The sequence below is a fragment of the Cupriavidus sp. D384 genome (assembly GCF_001652915.1).
Taxonomy (GTDB): domain Bacteria; phylum Pseudomonadota; class Gammaproteobacteria; order Burkholderiales; family Burkholderiaceae; genus Cupriavidus.
Window position 1 is genome coordinate 70,474 of the sequence record NZ_BBQI01000073.1, and the last position, 17,458, is coordinate 87,931.

16 protein-coding genes are annotated in these 17,458 nt (G+C 63.4%); 4 read left to right on the forward strand and 12 right to left on the reverse strand.

Annotated elements, in window-relative coordinates:
- Positions 1 to 36 precede the first annotated feature (36 nt).
- The 6 genes from A9J21_RS16135 to A9J21_RS31020 all read right to left on the reverse strand — a co-directional run bounded on the left by A9J21_RS16135 (position 37) and on the right by A9J21_RS31020 (position 5,435).
- Positions 37 to 306, reverse strand: a complete 270-nt coding sequence (locus tag A9J21_RS16135; protein ID WP_066737348.1) for a phosphopantetheine-binding protein — start codon at positions 304 to 306, stop codon at positions 37 to 39.
- Positions 293 to 1,072 carry a 1-acyl-sn-glycerol-3-phosphate acyltransferase gene (locus tag A9J21_RS16140; protein WP_066737350.1) on the reverse strand — a complete coding sequence of 260 codons (780 nt, stop codon included), beginning with the start codon at positions 1,070 to 1,072 and terminating at the stop codon, positions 293 to 295. Before A9J21_RS16140 ends, A9J21_RS16135 begins: the two co-directional genes overlap by 14 nt.
- Positions 1,065 to 1,823, reverse strand: coding sequence for a beta-ketoacyl synthase chain length factor (locus tag A9J21_RS16145; RefSeq protein ID WP_066737352.1), 759 nt, complete (start codon positions 1,821 to 1,823; stop codon positions 1,065 to 1,067). The genes A9J21_RS16140 and A9J21_RS16145 overlap by 8 nt, the downstream gene beginning before the upstream one ends.
- Before the next feature lie 202 nt (positions 1,824 to 2,025).
- Positions 2,026 to 3,291, reverse strand: a complete 1,266-nt coding sequence (gene fahA, locus A9J21_RS16150; RefSeq protein ID WP_066737354.1) for a fumarylacetoacetase — start codon at positions 3,289 to 3,291, stop codon at positions 2,026 to 2,028.
- 19 nt (positions 3,292 to 3,310) lie between these two features.
- Positions 3,311 to 4,639, reverse strand: coding sequence for a homogentisate 1,2-dioxygenase (gene hmgA / locus A9J21_RS16155; protein ID WP_066737356.1), 1,329 nt, complete (start codon positions 4,637 to 4,639; stop codon positions 3,311 to 3,313).
- Between the two features lie 409 nt (positions 4,640 to 5,048).
- Positions 5,049 to 5,435: a helix-turn-helix domain-containing protein gene (locus tag A9J21_RS31020; RefSeq protein WP_082926457.1), complete on the reverse strand. Its 387-nt coding sequence runs from the start codon at positions 5,433 to 5,435 to the stop codon at positions 5,049 to 5,051.
- A gap of 284 nt (positions 5,436 to 5,719) precedes the next feature.
- Here A9J21_RS31020 and A9J21_RS16165 point away from each other — a divergent pair, with 284 nt between their 5' ends.
- Complete coding sequence (locus A9J21_RS16165) at positions 5,720 to 6,340, forward strand: TetR/AcrR family transcriptional regulator (RefSeq protein WP_066737360.1); 621 nt, start codon at positions 5,720 to 5,722, stop codon at positions 6,338 to 6,340.
- A gap of 325 nt (positions 6,341 to 6,665) precedes the next feature.
- A complete protein-coding gene (locus A9J21_RS16170; RefSeq protein WP_082926458.1) occupies positions 6,666 to 7,565 on the forward strand; it encodes an alpha/beta fold hydrolase in 900 nt (299 codons plus the stop codon).
- Between the two features lie 60 nt (positions 7,566 to 7,625).
- Here A9J21_RS16170 and A9J21_RS16175 read toward each other — a convergent pair whose 3' ends face one another.
- From A9J21_RS16175 to oxlT (A9J21_RS16195), 5 genes are all read right to left on the reverse strand, one after another.
- On the reverse strand, positions 7,626 to 8,642 hold the full coding sequence (locus A9J21_RS16175; RefSeq protein WP_066737362.1) for a zinc-binding alcohol dehydrogenase family protein: 1,017 nt from the start codon (positions 8,640 to 8,642) through the stop codon (positions 7,626 to 7,628).
- A 171-nt stretch (positions 8,643 to 8,813) separates the two neighbouring features.
- The gene (oxlT, locus tag A9J21_RS16180) at positions 8,814 to 10,139 is read right to left on the reverse strand and encodes an oxalate/formate MFS antiporter (protein WP_066737364.1); all 1,326 of its coding nucleotides are present in this window, start codon (positions 10,137 to 10,139) and stop codon (positions 8,814 to 8,816) included.
- A gap of 711 nt (positions 10,140 to 10,850) precedes the next feature.
- Complete coding sequence (locus A9J21_RS16185) at positions 10,851 to 11,066, reverse strand: hypothetical protein (protein WP_066737366.1); 216 nt, start codon at positions 11,064 to 11,066, stop codon at positions 10,851 to 10,853.
- A 248-nt stretch (positions 11,067 to 11,314) separates the two neighbouring features.
- Complete coding sequence (locus tag A9J21_RS16190) at positions 11,315 to 12,226, reverse strand: LysR family transcriptional regulator (RefSeq protein ID WP_066737368.1); 912 nt, start codon at positions 12,224 to 12,226, stop codon at positions 11,315 to 11,317.
- Positions 12,227 to 12,274: 48 nt separating this feature from the next.
- On the reverse strand, positions 12,275 to 13,618 hold the full coding sequence (gene oxlT, locus A9J21_RS16195) for an oxalate/formate MFS antiporter (RefSeq protein ID WP_066737370.1): 1,344 nt from the start codon (positions 13,616 to 13,618) through the stop codon (positions 12,275 to 12,277).
- Positions 13,619 to 13,832: 214 nt separating this feature from the next.
- On the opposite strand from oxlT (A9J21_RS16195), the gene A9J21_RS16200 reads away from it, so the two are divergent.
- Together A9J21_RS16200 and A9J21_RS16205 are read left to right on the forward strand one after the other, a co-directional pair.
- Positions 13,833 to 14,792, forward strand: coding sequence for a LysR family transcriptional regulator (locus tag A9J21_RS16200; RefSeq protein ID WP_066737373.1), 960 nt, complete (start codon positions 13,833 to 13,835; stop codon positions 14,790 to 14,792).
- Positions 14,793 to 14,939: 147 nt separating this feature from the next.
- On the forward strand, positions 14,940 to 15,218 hold the full coding sequence (locus A9J21_RS16205) for a LysR family transcriptional regulator (protein WP_231906950.1): 279 nt from the start codon (positions 14,940 to 14,942) through the stop codon (positions 15,216 to 15,218).
- A gap of 81 nt (positions 15,219 to 15,299) precedes the next feature.
- Here A9J21_RS16205 and A9J21_RS16210 read toward each other — a convergent pair whose 3' ends face one another.
- Positions 15,300 to 17,429, reverse strand: a complete 2,130-nt coding sequence (locus A9J21_RS16210; protein ID WP_066737377.1) for an acetate--CoA ligase family protein — start codon at positions 17,427 to 17,429, stop codon at positions 15,300 to 15,302.
- Between the last annotated feature and the right edge of the window lie 29 nt (positions 17,430 to 17,458).

Genomic DNA, 17,458 nt, shown 5'->3' on the forward strand with positions numbered 1-17,458 from the left:
CAAAGTGCGCATTAAAAGTGCTGTTTACGCCTCAATTCAGCTTGCGGACTTGTCGCGTTGCGACGCCACATAGGCGGCCAGCGTTGCCACGCTGGCAAAACGGGCGCGCATTTCTTCCTTGTCGCCCTTCATCGTGATGCCGTACTTCTTCTGCAGCGCGAGACCCAGTTCCAGCGCATCGATCGAATCGAGGCCAAGCCCCTCGACGAACAGCGGCGCCTCTGCATCGATATCGTCCGGCGTGATGTCCTCCAGCGACAGCGACGCGATGATGAGTTCCTTGATTTCCTGTTCAAGCGCCTTCACGGCGGATCTCCCTCGTAAAAAAATCGGATAGTGAGCGGGTCAGTCGCCGCACCGCCTGCACGGCTTCGGTCTCAACGGGCGTCCAGGCCGCCACGCTGACATCGGGATGGACGTCGATCTCGTAGCAGGGCCGCCTCGCGGGCACGCGATACCACTTGTCGCCTTTTGTCAGCGTAGGCGGTTCGCAGCGAATCACCACTGGCGTCAGATCAAAACCGCCGCGCACGGCCACGTTGGCGGCGCCGCGCTGCAGTTGCAGCGGTTCGCCCGGCCGCGTGCGCGTGCCCTCCGGAAAAATGATCAGGTTGCTGCCCGCCCGCAGCGAAGCGATGCAGTCTTCGACCATCGCCGCGCCGCCGGCGTCGTTGCGAATCCATCCGGTGGCAGCCACGGCGGCGCTGGTGAACGGGTTGCGGGCCAGGTCGGCCTTGACCACGCAATCGGCGCCGCGCGTAAGCGTCATCAGGAACACGATGTCGATCAGCGACGGATGATTGGCCACGATCAGCAGGCCGCCGCGCCGCAGCCGTTCGCCATTGCGCACGCGGTATTCGATCACGCCCAGGCTGCACATCAGCCACAGAAACCCACGAAGCGTATGATGAATCACATCTCGGCAGGCGCGCCGATGCGTGTCGGCAGACCATGGCATCAGCGAAAGCACGGGAAACACCACCAGGCGGACCAGCAGCCCGCCAATGCCGAAAACGATGAAGCACAGCGCGGTAGCCAGTACCCGCCAGCCACGTTCGATGCGGTCAACCATGTCGCTGCCACCTCCATGCGGCGCTTTCGCCACGGTGCAGCAGCATCGGCTCGTCAGTCAGGACAAAGCGCAGCACATCCAGGCCATGTGGCAGCAAGGCAGGCGGACGCGGCGCGTCCAGGCTGTCCGGCTCGATGATTTCCAGGCTGAAGGCCGGATGACGGCCGTCCGGCCGGCCAATGTGCCAGGCCCAGCCGAACAGGCACTGCGGCTCGTCGGCGAAATCCAGATAGGGATCGGGAAGCGGCGTGTCGTAGCAGACCACCAGCACCTCGTCGGCGCCCTCCTCCAGCAGCGCGCAGGCTTCGACCAGCGCATTTTCCGCGGTATCGCGCCCGGCCGAGAGCGCCTGCATGTTCGATGGATCGCGCCGGTCGATCGAAAACATGGCGCCGATGGCGTTGTGAACCGACAGGCCAAAGGCCGTGGGCGACAGCGGCTGGCCGTTGGCAAGCTCGCCCAGCATTTCGTAGGCACGGTGGGAATCGCCATGACGGGAGGCAAAGACGGCGGGAATGCCCTTCGGCGTGCCGGTTGCGTCGTCAACAGCGGCGATATCGTAGGCGGGATGGAGCGCGGCGCGGCCCGTGACATTGACGCGCCGGCGCAGCATCGGGGCCATTGCAGCCAGCGCGGGCAGGTCCGTCCCCTCCGGCAACCAGGGCGCCTGGCTCCAGGCCTGCCAGTCGGCGGGAGTCTGCAATGCCGGCGCACAGGCGGCCCATGCGCGAATGTCGAATTGAAGTGCCATGCCGTGCGCGTGGGGAGGGAAAGTGATCCAGTCTGCCGCCAGCAGGCGATATCTGGTCGGCGACGCATTCTCCCACGCCACCGGTAGCGGTGGCTGTGCCAGAACGTAACTGGAATGCAAAATTGTAACAAGGCAGATGCGGCACTTGGCCGGATCCGCCTTGTCGTTTCCCCTACTACCCGCCGCGAGGCCGGCCGGACGTTCAGCGCGGCGCGGGCAGGATCTGGCCGGTCACTTCGCCGAAACCGACGCGGTAGCCATCGCCCTGGCACCAGCCGGTCATGGTCACCGTATCGCCATCTTCCAGGAAGCCACGGGTGACACCATCGGCCAGCGTCACGCGCTCGGCGCCATTACGCGTGGTTTCCAGCAGGCTGCCGAACGAATCGGGCGTGGTACCGCTGATCGTGCCCGATCCCATCAGGTCACCCACCCGCACGTTGCAGCCCGACACCGTGTGGTGCGCCAGCTGCTGTGCCATGGTCCAGTACATCGCCTTGAAGTTGGTGCGGCAGACCGTGGTGGCGGTGGCCGCGCCCTGCGGCTGCAGCGCGACTTCCAGCGCGATGTCGTAGGCGTTGCGGGCCGGTTGCTGCAGGTACGCCAGCGGCTCGGGCGATTGCGCCGGGTTCTCGCTGCGGAACGGTTCGAGCGCGTCCATCGTGACGACCCACGGCGAGATCGAGGTGCCGAACCCCTTGCTGTTGAACGGTCCGAGCGGCACGTATTCCCATTGCTGGATATCGCGTGCGCTCCAGTCGTTCAGGATCACCATGCCGAACATGTGCGCAGACGCTTCGGCGGTGCTGACGGGCTCGCCCAGATTCGACGGCTTGCCGACGATGAAGGCCATTTCCAGTTCGTAGTCGAGCTTGCGGCACGGGCTGAACACCGGGCGCGCCTCATCGGGCAGCTTGATCTGGCCATTGGGACGGCGCAGCGCCGTGCCGCTGACCACCACCGAGCTGGCGCGGCCGTTGTAGCCGATGGGGATCTCCAGCCAGTTCGGCAGCAAGGCATTGGCCGGATCGCGGAACATGCGGCCCACGTTGGTGGCATGCTCGCGCGACGAATAGAAATCCGTGTAGCCCGGAATATCCACCGGCAGATGCAGCGTCACCGCCGACACCGGCACCAGTGCCTTGTCACGCAGGGCGCCATTGCCGGCCAGCGTCTGGTTATCGGCGGATAACAGCGCCGTCAGCGCGGCGCGCGTGTCGGTCCACACCGGCTTGCCCAGCGCGATAAAACGGTTCAGGTTGGGCGCGGCAAAGGCGCCCTTGACGGCGGCAGGCAGCAGGCCGGCATCGTCCAGCACCGACAGATCGAGCACCTGGTCGCCGATCGCCACGCCGACGCGAGGCGCGCTGTTACCCATCGAAAAAATGCCATACGGCAGGTTCTGCAGCGGAAAGTGGGTCTGGCCGTCGTTGGCCGAGGCGACCCAGCTGGTCTTGGGGGCAGTCATTATTCTGTAACTCCGGAAATCAGCGCACGTTCGGGTTGAAATGCTTCTTCAGGCCCTGCCAGCACGTGTAGTAGTCGTGCTGCAGCAGCGCCGATTCGGCCGCATGGCGGGTGGGACGGATCACGCCCGGCGTCTCGAACATGAACGCCATCGTGTCGGTGATGTGGTGCGGCGTATCGGTGTCCGATGCCGACGCGCGCTCGAATGTTTCCGCATCGGGGCCGTGGCCGCTCATGCAGTTGTGCAGGCTGGCGCCACCGGGCGCAAAGCCATCGGCCTTGGCATCGTAGACGCCGGCAATCAGGCCCATGAATTCGCTGGCGATATTGCGATGGAACCAGGGCGGGCGGAACGTATCCTGCGCAGCCAGCCAGCGCGGGCCGAAGATCACGAAATCGATGGTGTCCACGCCCGGCGTGTCGGACGGCGACTGCAGCACCAGGAAGATCGACGGATCGGGATGGTCGAAACTGATCGAGCCAATCGTGTTGAAGTGCCGCAGATCGTATTTGTACGGCGCGTAGTTGCCGTGCCAGGCCACCACGTCCAGCGGCGAATGATCGATCTCGGCGCGCCAGAGATTGCCCTGGAAGCGGGCCACCAGTTCGAACTTGCCTTCGCGGTCTTCATAGCTGGCTACCGGCGTGAGGAAGTCGCGCGGGTTGGCCAGGCCGTTGGAGCCGATCACGCCCAGGTCGGGCAGCTTGAACAGCGCGCCGTAGTTTTCGCAGATATAGCCGCGTGCCTCGCCATCGGGCAGTTCCACACGGAAGCGCACGCCGCGCGGGATCATCACGATTTCCTGTGGTTCCACGGCCAGGCGCCCCATCTCGGTGGCAATCAGCAGGCGGCCCTGCTGCGGCACGATCAGCATTTCGCCATCGGCGTTGTAGAAATAGCGGTCCTGCATCGACCGGTTGGCCAGGTACAGATGAATGCCGCAGCCGGTCTGGGCCTCGGGGCCGCCATTGCCGGCCATCGTCACAATGCCATCGACAAAATCGGTTGGCGCGGAAGGCATTGCCGGCGGGCTCCAGCGCATCTGGTTCGGCGACGGCGGTACTTCGTCGAAACGGCTCAGCCAGCGGTCCTGCTCGATGCGCTCGAACGGCTTGTGCATCGCCGCCGGGCGAATCCGGTACAGCCACGCACGGCGATTGTGGGCGCGCGGCGCCGTAAAGGCCGTGCCGGAAATCTGCTCGGCATACAGGCCATAAGGGGCGCGCTGGGGCGAATTGCGGCCCACAGGCAAGGCGCCGGGCAGCGCCTCGGTGGCGAATTCATTGGCGAAGCCGGACATGTACTCGGCGATCTTCGTGTCGGCCGTGTGCAGTTGTGTTTGCGTCATGGAGTCTTTCCTCTCACACCTCCGCCGGCTTGAAAGCCGGCGTTTGTCATCGGCATGGCGTGGGCGCCATATCCATCAAATTATGGTTAGTAAAATTGATTTACCAAATCGTAATCATGCAGGCGAGCGATGTCAAACCACAATTACGATAGGTCAGCGAGTGGGCGAGCGTAGGCGCGCCGACAGGCATCAGGGCGCACGGCGACAGCCACGATCAGTGGCGGAGCGTCAGGAAAAAGGGAAAAGCGGAGATAGCGGCGCGAAAGCTCGCCGCAAGGGGGCAACAGCAAGGCGCGCCATCCGATATGGCGGCCGGCAGGACAAGCGGCGCCCGGGCAGACGCCAGGCGCAGCCAACGGAATTCGTGACAGGACGAGCGATCGCCTGTCCTGTCACGAATCCTGAGGGGTTAGACGGGCTTGTGGCCCTCCCCCGTAGTGGGGCCCGAACCAAAACCACCGGGCGACGGCGTCGATGCAGCCGGTGCAGCTGCCGCGGCAGGCTGGCCAGCCATCGATGCAGCCGTCACACCGCCATTACGGCTGGCAATGAACGCGTTCACGTCGGCGGCAAGATGCTGTGGCGCAAGCACCACTTCAAGACCCAGCGCCTCGCAGGCCGCCAGGAAAGTGGACATGCGCGGGTCGGCCTGACCCGATTCGGCACGAAGATATGCCTCGCGGGAAATCCCGGCCTTACGGGCGACGTCCTCCTGCTTGAGCTTGCGCGCTCGACGCAACGCCCGCAGTTGCCGGAACGGTTCGCTAGCGCCTCTTGGCACGGCTGTACTGTTCATGTCGGTCTCCAGTCACCAGTGAAAAAAAAGTGCGCGGACGTGCATTCGAGTATAGAGCACGTAAAGCGTTCCGTAAGGTCTGTTGTGGAACACTTTTACAGATTTCTTATGATGGCTTGATCTTCGCCGCCGGACTCTCATCCAAACGGCGGATAAAGCACAGCATCCCTCCTCCCGCCCCCACATAACGACAGTGCGCGCTTTGCGTTGACGTCACATCAGTATCGTCCATGTGTGCCACAAGGCAAGTTGACAAACCGACCGGTCGTGCTATTCTCGATCGCATGCAAAAGGGACAGCTCACGCGCACCGCGATCATCGAACAGGCTCTGCAGTCGGCCACCCAGGTCGGCTTCGAGCAGTTGTCGCTCGCCACCCTGGCCGCCGACACCAATATGTCGAAGAGCGGCCTTTACGCCCACTTCAAGTCGAAGGAAGCGTTGCAGGAGGCCGTGCTGGCGCGCGCGATGGAGCGATTCTCGGAAATCGTGGTGCAGCCGGCGATGCGGCAGGACCGTGGCATCGCCCGGCTCGAAACGCTGTTCGACGGTTATCTGGCGTGGATCGCCGGCGCGGTCATCGAGGGCGGCTGCGTGTTCATGGCGCTGTCGCAGGAGTACCGCAACCGGCCCGGCATCATCCGCGACCGGCTGGTACTGGCCTTCAAGGACTGGCACAGCACCATCGTGCGCGTGGTGACCGATGCCGTGGACGAAGGCGACCTGCACGCCGACACCGACCCGCGCCAGTTTGCCTTCGAGATGGCAGGCATCGGCATGTCGTTCCAGTCGTCGTCCAGGCTGATGGCCCGTGCCGATGCGGAAGTGATGGCCCGGCGTGCGTTCGCGCGGCTGGTCAATGACGTCAAAGAGAATCGCGCCAGGGAGGCCGCCGGAACAGACTGATCCGGCAGATGCTGCGCCGTGCGATGCCGATTCCCGGTTATCCGCGTGCCGTGAGATAGCGGCGCGACAATGTAGAGGGTGGTTCAGGCGGCATTTTTGCCCTGTTTTCTTGCCCAGAAAATAGCACGACTGGTCGGTCGTAAAGCATAAAAAAGATGAGGCCAGCACGGTCTTGTCACCGGCCAGATCGGTAAATGATCAGTTGGAGGTGTTCGTCGTGCCGCAAGTGCTGTCATCCACATCCCAACGCTCCACCAGCCCGAACGCTGGCGGCGCCCTCTCCCGCCGTCCCCGGACCGTTGCCGGCGCACTGCAAGCCAGTGTCATGGCGTGGCGTCGGCTGCGCTGGCAAACCGGCAGCCTGTTCTTTCCGACCGCCACCGCCACGGCGCTGGAGCGCCTGTGGTTCAGTCCGCCGCGGGGCAAGCACAGTCCCGAAGGCCGCCGGCTGCTGGATTCCGCACGCACGGAATGGGCGCTCGTGACCGGCCAGGGTGCCAGCCGTCGCGTCCGCGTGTATCGCTGGGGCAACAAGGGGCCGGTGGTACTGCTGGCTCATGGCTGGGGAGGCAATGCGGGCCAGTGGCATGCGGTGGTCGGCGGCCTGCTGTCGGCGGGCATGCGCGTGGTGGCATTCGATGCGCTGTCGCACGGCGCGTCGGATGCGGGTGCGCGGGGCCAGCAGCAGACTTCGATACTGGAAATGGCGAGATCGCTATTGGCCGTGGCATGGCATGTCGGGCCGGTGCATGCCGTCGTGGCGCACTCGCTTGGCGGTGCGGCGGCCGCGCAGGCAATCCGCGAGGGCCTGCCCGCACGCGGCGTGGCGATGATCGGCGCCCCTGCCGACATGTACGACGCGTGCTCTGCGATGGCCTGGCAGCTTGGCATCGCGCCGCATGTGCTGGACCGCATGCAACGCCGCAGCGAGCAATGGCTGGGCGCGAGCTGGTCCACGTTCAACGTGCCCGATATCGGCCGGACGCGTCCGGTGCCGCCACTGCTGGTGATTCATGACCGCGACGACAAGGAAGTGCGCTGGGAAGATGGCGCGGCCATTGCCGGCGCATGGCCGGACTCGCGCCTGATCACTACCGAGGGCCTGGGCCACCGGCGCGTCCTGCGCGATACCGATGTCATCGCACATCTCGCGCGTTTCGTGTGCGGCCTGGCGGCCACGCCTGCCCTGCCCCCAATGTCGCTCAGAGCCCCCGCGTCGCAATGATGCGGAAGCCTGGCTCGCCGTCCATGCAGCGCTGACTACGGCTTGGCCGTTAATTGCGGATCAAAACCCTTGCAGCACCAGCTTGCCGATGGTCTGGCCGCCTTCAAGCAGAGCATGAGCACGCCGCAGGTTGTCGGCACGGATGGCACCCAGGTTGTCACCCACCGTGGTCTGCAGCTTGCCGGCGTCTACCAGCCGCGCCACTTCGTTCAGGAGGCGGTGCTGGGCGATCATGTCGGGCGTCTCGAACATCGCACGCGTGAACATGAATTCCCATACGAACGTGGCGCTCTTGCTCTTGAGTTCGCCCACGCTCAGCGGGCCGGCGTTCTCGACGATCGAGCAGATCTTGCCCTGCGGTGCGATCGCCTCGGCCATGGCGTGGAAATGGCGATCCGTATCGTTGAAGCACAGGATGTAGTCCACGTGCGCAAACCCCAGCGCGCGCAGTTGCTTCGGCATGTCCTGGCGGTGGTCGATCGTGTGATCGGCGCCCAGGCGGCGGCACCATGCCTCGGATTCCGGCCGCGAAGCGGTGGCGATCACGGTCAGGCCGGCCAGCACCTTGGCAAGCTGGATGCCGATCGACCCCACACCGCCTGCCCCGCCAATGATCAGCACCGACCTGCCGGCATCGTCGCCCTTTGGCGAAACGCCGAGCCGGTCGAACAACGCTTCCCAGGCCGTGATTGCCGTCAGCGGCAGCGCGGCGGCTTGCGGGAAATCCAGCGATGCAGGCTTGTGGCCGGCAATGCGTTCGTCGACCAGATGGAATTCGCTGTTGGCACCAGGCCGGGTAATGCTGCCCGCGTAGAACACCGGATCGCCCACCTTGAACAGCGTCACCTCCGGGCCCACCGCCACCACGGTACCGGCGGCGTCCCAGCCCAGCACGCGGGGGGCGTCCTCGACCTTGTCCTTCGGCGCACGCACCTTGGTGTCCACCGGATTCACGGCAATGGCTTCCACCTTGACCAGCAGGTCGCGGCCCGAGGCTTCGGGCTTGGGAATCTCCACGTCGACCAGCGACTGGGGATCGGAAATGGGCAGGTAACGGGTCAGGCCGATGGCTTTCATGTCAGCATCCGTTCGAAGAATGACGGGATGGATGCATCGTAGCCAATCGCCAGCTGATTGATTAGCCGGATAGTGTTGCAATCACTTTCCCGTTTTTCAGGAAAATCCGGCCAAACAAAAAGCCCGCACGAAGCGGGCTTTCGTTTCTCCATGATGCGAAAGGCGAACAGGTCAGGTCAGGTCATCCGGTACGGGGCGATAGCCCATTGGAGACGTGGTGTTGTCCTGGACGAACTTCTTTGCATGCGCCTCGCGCATCGGCTTGAGCAGGAAGATCGCCATCAGCGCCGAGACTGCCGCCATGCCCGACGCCAGCATGAACACCGCGTGCCAGTCGCCGGTGGCCGCCGTGATCACGCTAGAGAACGGCACCAGCAGCGCAGCCGTACCCTTGGCCGTGTAGAGCATGCCGGCATTGGTCGCCGCGAACTTCGGCCCGAACGTATCGCCGCAGGTGGCCGGGAACAAGCTGTAGATTTCACCCCAGGCGAAGAACACGATGCCTGTCAGGATCACAAACGCCACAGGGTTGTGACCGTAGTTTGCCAGCAGCAGGATACCCACCGCCTCCACCGCGAACGCCAGGAACATCGTATTTTCCCGACCGATATTGTCCGACACCCAGCCGAAGAACGGGCGTGTCAGGCCATTCAGCACGCGGTCGATGGTCAGGGCGAAGGTCAGCGCCGGCAAGGTCAGCCCGAGGATCGACACTGGCGAATCGTGCAGGCCGAAGTCCTTGGCGATCGGGCCCAGTTGCGCTGTCGCCATCAGGCCGCCCGCCGCCATCATCACGAACATCGCGTACATGACCCAGAAGATCGGCGACGACAGCACCTGGCGCGGCGACGCGTTGTACGTGGTCGCGGCCTTGAGCGTCGACTTCACGTCCGCCAGGATCTTGGCCGACGGCGGCAGCAGCAGCATGCCCAGGATCATGACGATGATGCCCTGCCCCAGACCGAAGTACAGGAACGTGGCCTCATAGCCGCTGCTCTTGATCATGTTGGCGATTGGCACCACGGTCGCGGCCGATCCGGCGCCGAAGCCCGCGGCCGTCAGGCCAGCTGCCAGACCCCGGCGATTCGGGAACCACTTCAGCGCGTTACCCACGCAGGTGCCATACACCGCGCCCGCGCCGACACCGCCAATTGCCGCGGCCACGTAGAGCATCGGCAGCGACGACGCCACCGAGTTCAGCGCCCAGGCCACCGCGCACAGCAAGCCGCCACCCACCACCACCGGGCGCGGGCCATACTTGTCCACCAGGTAGCCTTCGATCGGCACCAGCCAGGTTTCGGTGACCACGAAGATTGTGAATGCCACCTGGATTGCCGTGCGGCCCCAGTGGTACTTGTCGTCGATCGGGTTGACGAACAGGGTCCAGCCATACTGCATGTTGGCGATCATCGCCATACAGATCACGCCAAATACAAGCTGCGTCCACGGCGATGAATACCAGGACGCTTGCGCGCTCGCGCTCTGCCGACTTTCCATGGTGTCTCCTTCTGGCGGGTGGGCCCGCTGTTGTGGATCGGCATCTGCATTGGATGCCTGTGGTGTGTGCTGCTGTACGTTCTTGTCTTCGAACGGCTTAGCCGCTCTAGTGCTATACAGTATGTGGTATATCAAGCAAGTCAAGACCATTCGGCGCGTTACCTGACCTATCAGGCAGACATTCGAAAGCTCGCAGTCGCGTGACCCCGTCGACTGGTGCATCGGGTGCATGAAAGCCCCCTGGGCCGGCAGCCCAATCCCCTTGTCGATCAGTCACTTAGGCATGGAACCAGCATCAATGAAAAATGCTGCGGCGCATGTCGCGGATTACCCCATCTAGGGAAAGTCCCGAGCGTTGCGGCGACGTTGAATCATCAGCGGACAGACTGAATCGGGCACGGTTCAGGAGCGTGACGCATGGGCGCCGATGGGTCAGGAACGGAACGGAAGGAGGATTCCGGAAAGGTCCGGAGGCAGCCACGAAGGGGAATGCGGTCGGAGGTGCGCTGCAGGAGAATGCCAGGCTGCGTCGCGACCTGAGATCACGGGCGCAGGGGCATGGAGACACGTCTTGCAAAAAGACGGAGAAAACGGCCGCGGAGGACTGCGGATACTGCGTGCTGCGGGAGTTGCCGGCCGCTACAACTTCCCCACTACAACCAACTGCCAACTACAAGTACTGCGGGTACTGCAAAAACCATCGAACGGCAATCAGGCGTGCAGGAAACGCGGCTGGAGCACCATATCCGATGCCGAGCTGCCGATACCGGTGGACGGCTCTTCCGACGAACCCAGACCAGCGAAACGGCCATGTTCCTGGGCGGTGGTCAGCAGGCCCATCGGCAGGAAGGTGGCCAGCACATAGGTAACGGCGACACCCAGCGAAACAACACCGAGAGCGAGAAGGGTAAGCAGCGTGGCGTTCATGAAAACTCCTAAGTCGTAAGGATCAAGGTGGATTCATTATATGCTGCACTGCGAGGTCTGTAAATATTTGGTATGTGATATATCTAGAGAGGAATCACTCTAAAAACAACAACGCACCCCGTGGGGTGCGTTGTTCGTCTCAAAAACGTGCCGTACGGGGGCTGAATTGGCCTATTCAGGCAATAAAAGTACCGAAATCGTCGCAAAAATATTTACTGCGGCGCGGCACGTGAATCCCGCTCATTGCCCTACCCCACTTTCTTCAGCAGGCTCTGGTCGTATTCCTGCGCGCGCAGGTTGTCCCAGACCGCAGCCGCGTTGGGCTTCAGCGAGCGTGCCTTGCGTCGGACCAGCATGACATTGGACGTCACCTGGGGCCGCAACGGTCGCAGGACAGCAGCGGGAGCCATGCCGCTGGCCTGCGCACGTGACGGCACCACGCCGATACCCAGCCCCATCGCCACCATGCCGAAGATGGCCGCGAAATGCCCGAGCAGCTGCAGCGAGCCAGGCCTGACGTGATACGTGGACAAAGCACGCTCCACGGCGGGCTGGACCCCGGAGTTCTGGTCCAGCGACAGCACCGACGCATCGGCCAGCTCGCCCCACCCCAGCGATTCGCGCGACGCCAGCGGATGGTCCGCAGGCAGCACGGCCTGGAGCGGGTCCACGCACAGCGGCTCGCAGTAGAGATCGTCGCAAGCGGCAGGATTGCTGGCGATTCCGAAATCCACCTCGCCGCTGCGCACGCTCTGCAGCACGCATTCATGCGAACGATCGCGCAGCGTGATGCCGATGCCGGGCCACGCCCTGCGGCAGCCCGCCAGCCACATCGGCACCGACATCGACGACAGCACGGGGTCGGTGGCAATCTGCACGGTGCCCTGGCTTGGCTTGCCGGTGCCATGGCTGTCGCGCAGCGTCTGCTCGACTTCCTCGATCAGATGGCAGATGCGTTGCGACAGCATTTCGCCGGCGTCAGTCAGCTCCACCTGGCGCGTGGTGCGGTCGAACAGCCGCTGGTCGATCTCTTCTTCTAGCTCGCGCACGCTGCGGCTGATTGCCGACTGCGTGAGACCCAGTTCCGCCGCGGCGCGCGTAAAGCTTTTCTGGCGCGCTACCGCGGCAAAGGCCTTCAACTGAGGAAGCGAAACATTCATGGTGCCGCTCCTTCCTTGCTGGGTACTGCAGGGGTTGGGGGGCTCAGGTTATTCACCCTTGCCCGTGGAAAAGCCTGCCATGTAGGTACCGGTATCGCTGACGGGCTGCGCCTCGACGTGGCCCGTGATAAAGCGGCGGCGCATCGGCTGCAGCACGAACTTGGCCGACAGCCCCGCCGCCACGGTCATCACGGCCGCCACGGCAAACACCAGGTTCCAGCCACCCGTATGCGACAGCACCGATGCCACCGGCACCAGCAGCGCAGCCGTGCCCTTTGCCGTGTAGAGCGTGCCGGCGTTGGCCGCGGCAAACTTGCTACCGAACGTATCGGCACACAGCGCCGGGAAGATCGAGAAGATCTCGCCCCAGAACAGGAACGTCAGCGCGGCGAACAGCATGAACATATAGGGGTCGTGGCCGAACTTCATCAGGCCGATCAGCGACAGCCCTTCGCCGATAAAGATCAGGAACATCGTATTTTCCCGACCAATGCGGTCCGAGACGAAGCCGCACAGCGGACGCGTCAGCCCGTTGCACAGGTTGTCGATCGACAGCGTCATCGTCAGCAGCGGCAGCGTCATGCCCAGCATCGTCACCGGCATCGTCGCAAACCCGAAGTCCTTGGCGATGGGGCCCAGTTGCGCGGTGGCCATGATGCCGCCCGCCGCCACGGCCACGAACGAGATGTAGATCACCCAGAACACCGGAGTGCGCACCATCTGCCCAGGCGTGAATTCCACCGGGTTGGTCAGGATCTTCTTGTTGGCCACCAGCCCCTTGGGCGGCTGCGGCTTCACCAGCAGCAGGGCCATGATGAAGATCAGTACGCCCTGCAGGATGCCGAACGTGAAGAACGCGTTCTCATAACCCGTCTTCTGGATCATGTTGGCGATGGGGATCACCGTCAGCGCCGAACCCGCGCCAAAGCCGGCGGCGGTCAGGCCGGCGGCCAGGCCACGCTTGTCCGGGAACCACTTCAGCGCATTGCCCACGCAAGTGCCATAGACGCCGCCCGCGCCGATACCGGCGATCACCGCCGCCGCGTAGAGCATCGGCAGCGACGTGGCATAGGAATTCATGACCCACGCCAGCCCCGCGCAGATTGCGCCGCCGGCCACCACGGGGCGCGGGCCAAACTTGTCCACGAGCCAGCCTTCCAGCGGCACGAGCCAGGTTTCAGTGACGATAAAAATGGAAAAGGCGATCTGGATCGCAGATTCGCCCCAATGATGCTTCGCGTTCATAGGTGTTACGAACAACGTCCAGCCATACTGGAGGTTCGCCACCAGGCCCATACAGAGCACGCCGATAAATAGCTGGAACCAGCGGTTGCGGAGCAATCCGCCGTTGGAATTGCCCATGGCGGGGCCTGCCGCATTGATGTGCGCCATGTCGTGTCTCCTTGCATTAGTGTCATGCGCGCTCTGCGGCGCGCGTGGTGGGCTTGGCCTTGGGGGGACGCCCGCTTTCACTACTGAATGAGCGCGCCTGACATTGCGGCACGTGTATTCGTGGATTGATGCTACTTCAAACTTAGATCAGCACAGCATAAAGTTTTTTATTATGATCATTGACGATCCTTTATAGATTGCAGGATATCGTGCAATGAAAAACGCCACGCTGCGCCAGCTGAAAGTCTTCGAAACGGTGGCCCGCCACCTGAGCTTCTCGCGCGCGGCCGAAGAGCTGCATCTCACGCAACCTGCTGTTTCTACACAGGTTCGGCAGCTTGAGCTGCATGTCGGGCTGCCCCTCTTCGAGCAGCTCGGCAAGCGCATTTTCCTGACGCCGGCCGGCACCGAAATGCTCCACTACAGCCGCAGCATCATTCAGCAATTTCGTGAAGCCGAAGACGCAATGGCGCAGCTTAAGGGTATTTCCGGAGGCCGCCTGAACGTTGCCGTGATCAGTGCGGGCGACTATTTCTTTCCCCGCCTGCTGGCCGAATTCATGAATCGGCATGAGTCGGTCACATTGAATCTTGCAGTGCACAACCGCGAGGAACTGCTGCACCAGCTAGCGGGCAACCTGACCGACCTGGCAGTCATGGTACGCCCGCCCGAGGGCGTGGACACCATTGCCGAATCGTTCGCCCCCCACCCCTACGTGATCGTCGCCGCGCCCAACCATCCGCTGGTGGGCCAGCGCAATATCCCGCTGGCGGGCCTGGCCGAGGAAGCGTTCGTGTCGCGCGAGAAAGGCTCGGACACCTGGAACTCGATGCAGGAAGGCTTTGCGGGCCGGCTGTCGAACCTGCGCATCGCGATGGAGATCAAGAGTACCGAGACCATCAAGCAGGCCGTGATCGCCAACATGGGCATCGCGTTTCTGTCCGCGCACACCGTGGGCCTGGAACTGCAGACCGGCAAGCTTGCCGTGCTTGATATCGAAGGCTTCCCGGTGATGCTGAACTGGTATGTGGTCCATCGCAAGAACAAGCGCCTGCCGCCGGTTGCGCTGGCGTTCAAGCAGTTCCTGATGGAGGAAGGCCATACGCTGATCCAGCAGATCACCGGTGTCGAGGGCCTGATCCATCCCGCGAGACACCGGTCATCTCATGCATAAGCAATGACTTATGATTTTTCGATAAAACTTTAATTATCGTAAATCGTTCCTCCTGTCTAAGCTTCGGACATCACACGCTGAGATGTGTGCCAACTACAGGAGACGATCATGAACCACCTCCAATCCGACGCGCCCGCCACCGCCGCAATGTCGACGGCCGTCCGCGAGATGCGCCACGTTGATCGTGAGGTCCAGCTGGCCGCCTACAATGCCGCATTCACCGAACTGGGCCTGCGTTTCCGCTGGGACGCGCCGATGTTCGAATGGCTGTGCGGCATCGAATGCGAGAAGGCGCGCGTCACGCGCTATATCGAGCAGTACCATGCCCACCTGCTGAACGCCTACGATGCGCCGTTCCTGAGCCAGCTGATCTTCGACAAGAAGAACGAGTACCTGCGTGGCATGGCCGGCGCTGGCGCGAACTAGATTCCCGCGCATCGCCAGAGCGACAAGGGCCCCGTCACGGGGCCCTTGGCTTTTCTACGATCTCCTTCGTCAACCGCTGCCTCAGATCTTCCCGGCGCCGCGCGCCCACTTGTACTTGGCCCCCAGCACCGCCACCGGGATTTCCGTCGAGTATGCGTAGGCCGGCACGCCGTGCGCGTACAGGTATTCGGCCGCTTCCTCCACCTGCACGTCTCCGGCCAGCGACGCCACGATCGGCTTCTCGATACCCAGCGCCTTCATTTCCTCCTTGACCTCGATCACGAGCCTGGCAAACACCATCGGCGGCGTGATGATCGTGTGCCAGTAGCCCAGGATGATCGCGTGGATGCGCGGCTCCTCCAGGCCCAGCCTGATCGTGTTCTTGTAGGTCGAAGGTGGCTCGCCACCGGTGATGTCCACCGGGTTGCCCGCCGCGCCGAACGGCGGGATGAACTTGCGGAATGCGGCGTCCAGATCCTCGGGCATGCCCATCAGCGACAGGCCGTTGTCCACGCAGGCATCTGACAGCAGCACGCCCGAACCACCCGCGCCGGTGATGATCACCACGTTCTCGCCCCTGGGCGTCGGCAGCTTTGGAATGCCCCGCGCGAATTCCAGCAGATCGCGCAGCGAGCGGGCACGGATTACGCCGGCCTGCCTGAATACGTCCTCGTAGATCTTGTCATTGCCGGCCAGCGCGCCCGTGTGCGAGCTGGCCGCCCGGGCGCCCAGGCTGGTACGGCCCGCCTTGAGCACCACCACCGGCTTCTTCTGCGAAACGCGGCGGGCCGCTTCGGCAAACGCCCGGCCATCCTTCAGGTCTTCGCAATGCTGGGCAATGATCTCGGTGTTCTCGTCCTGCTCGAAGAACGTCAGCAGATCGTCTTCGTCGATATCCGATTTGTTGCCCAGGCCTACGATGGCCGACACGCCCATCTTGGCCGACCGCGAGAAACCGATGATCGCCATGCCGATGCCGCCCGACTGCGACGACAGGGCCGCCTTGCCCTTCACGTCGTACGGCGTGCAGAACGTGGCACAGAGGTTCTTCGGCGTGTAGTAGAAACCGTAAATATTCGGCCCCATCAGGCGGATGTCGTGCTTGCGCGCGATCGCCACGATCTCCTCCTGGCCCGCGACGTTGCCCGTTTCGGCAAACCCCGATGGAATCAGCACGGCGCCCGGGATGCCCTTCCTGCCAACTTCCTCCAGCGCCTGCGCCACGAACTTGGCGGGAATGGCAAAGACGGCCACGTCGACGTCGCCCGGCACATCGAGCACGCTCTTGTAGGCCGCCATGCCCATGATCTCCCCGGCCTTGGGGTGGATCGGGTAGATCTTGCCCTGATAGCCGCCATTGATCAGGTTCTTCATCACCGAATTGCCAATCTTGCCGTCCTCGGCCGAAGCACCGATCACGGCCACGGTATCGGGCTTCATGATGCGGTTCATCTGGCGCACGATGTCTTCCTGGCTCGGGCGATATTTCTCCGGCTGCGGCGAGTGGTCGACCACGATCCGCACGTCGGCGGCAATCGCGCCGCTGGCGCTGGCGAAGACCGGGTTCAGGTCCAGTTCGGAAATTTCCGGGAAATCACTGACCAGCTCCGACACGCGCTGGATCATGCCCGCCAGTGCTTCGCGGTTGGCCGGTTCGGCGCCGCGCACGCCCTTGAGCACTTCGGCGGCGGCAATGCCGTCGAGCATCGACAGCGCGTCATCGGACGAAGCCGGCGCCATGCGGAACGTGATGTCCTTGAGCACCTCCACCAACACGCCACCCAGGCCAAACGCCACCAGCTTGCCGAACGACGGGTCGGTCACGGCGCCGATGATGACTTCCTGTCCACCGGCGATCATCTGCTGCACCTGCACGCCGACGATATTGGCGTCCGCCTTGTATGTCTTTGCGTTCTCGATGATCGTCAGGTAGCCCTGCTCCACCTCGGCCGCCGACTTCAGGCCCACCAGCACGCCGCCGGCCTCGGTCTTGTGCAGGATGTCGGGCGACACGATCTTGAGCACCACCGGAAATCCCATCTTGCTGGCCAGCTCGACGGCGCCCGTCGGCGACTTCGCCACGCCTTCGCCCGGCACCGAAATGCCATAGGCGTCGCAAACCAGCTTGCCCTCGGGCGCAGTCAGTGCATCGCGGCCTTCTTCCTTGACGGTCGCGAGGATCTTGCGTACCGCATCCTTGTCATGTGCCATGTCAGGTCTCCATCTGTATCGGGCGGGAT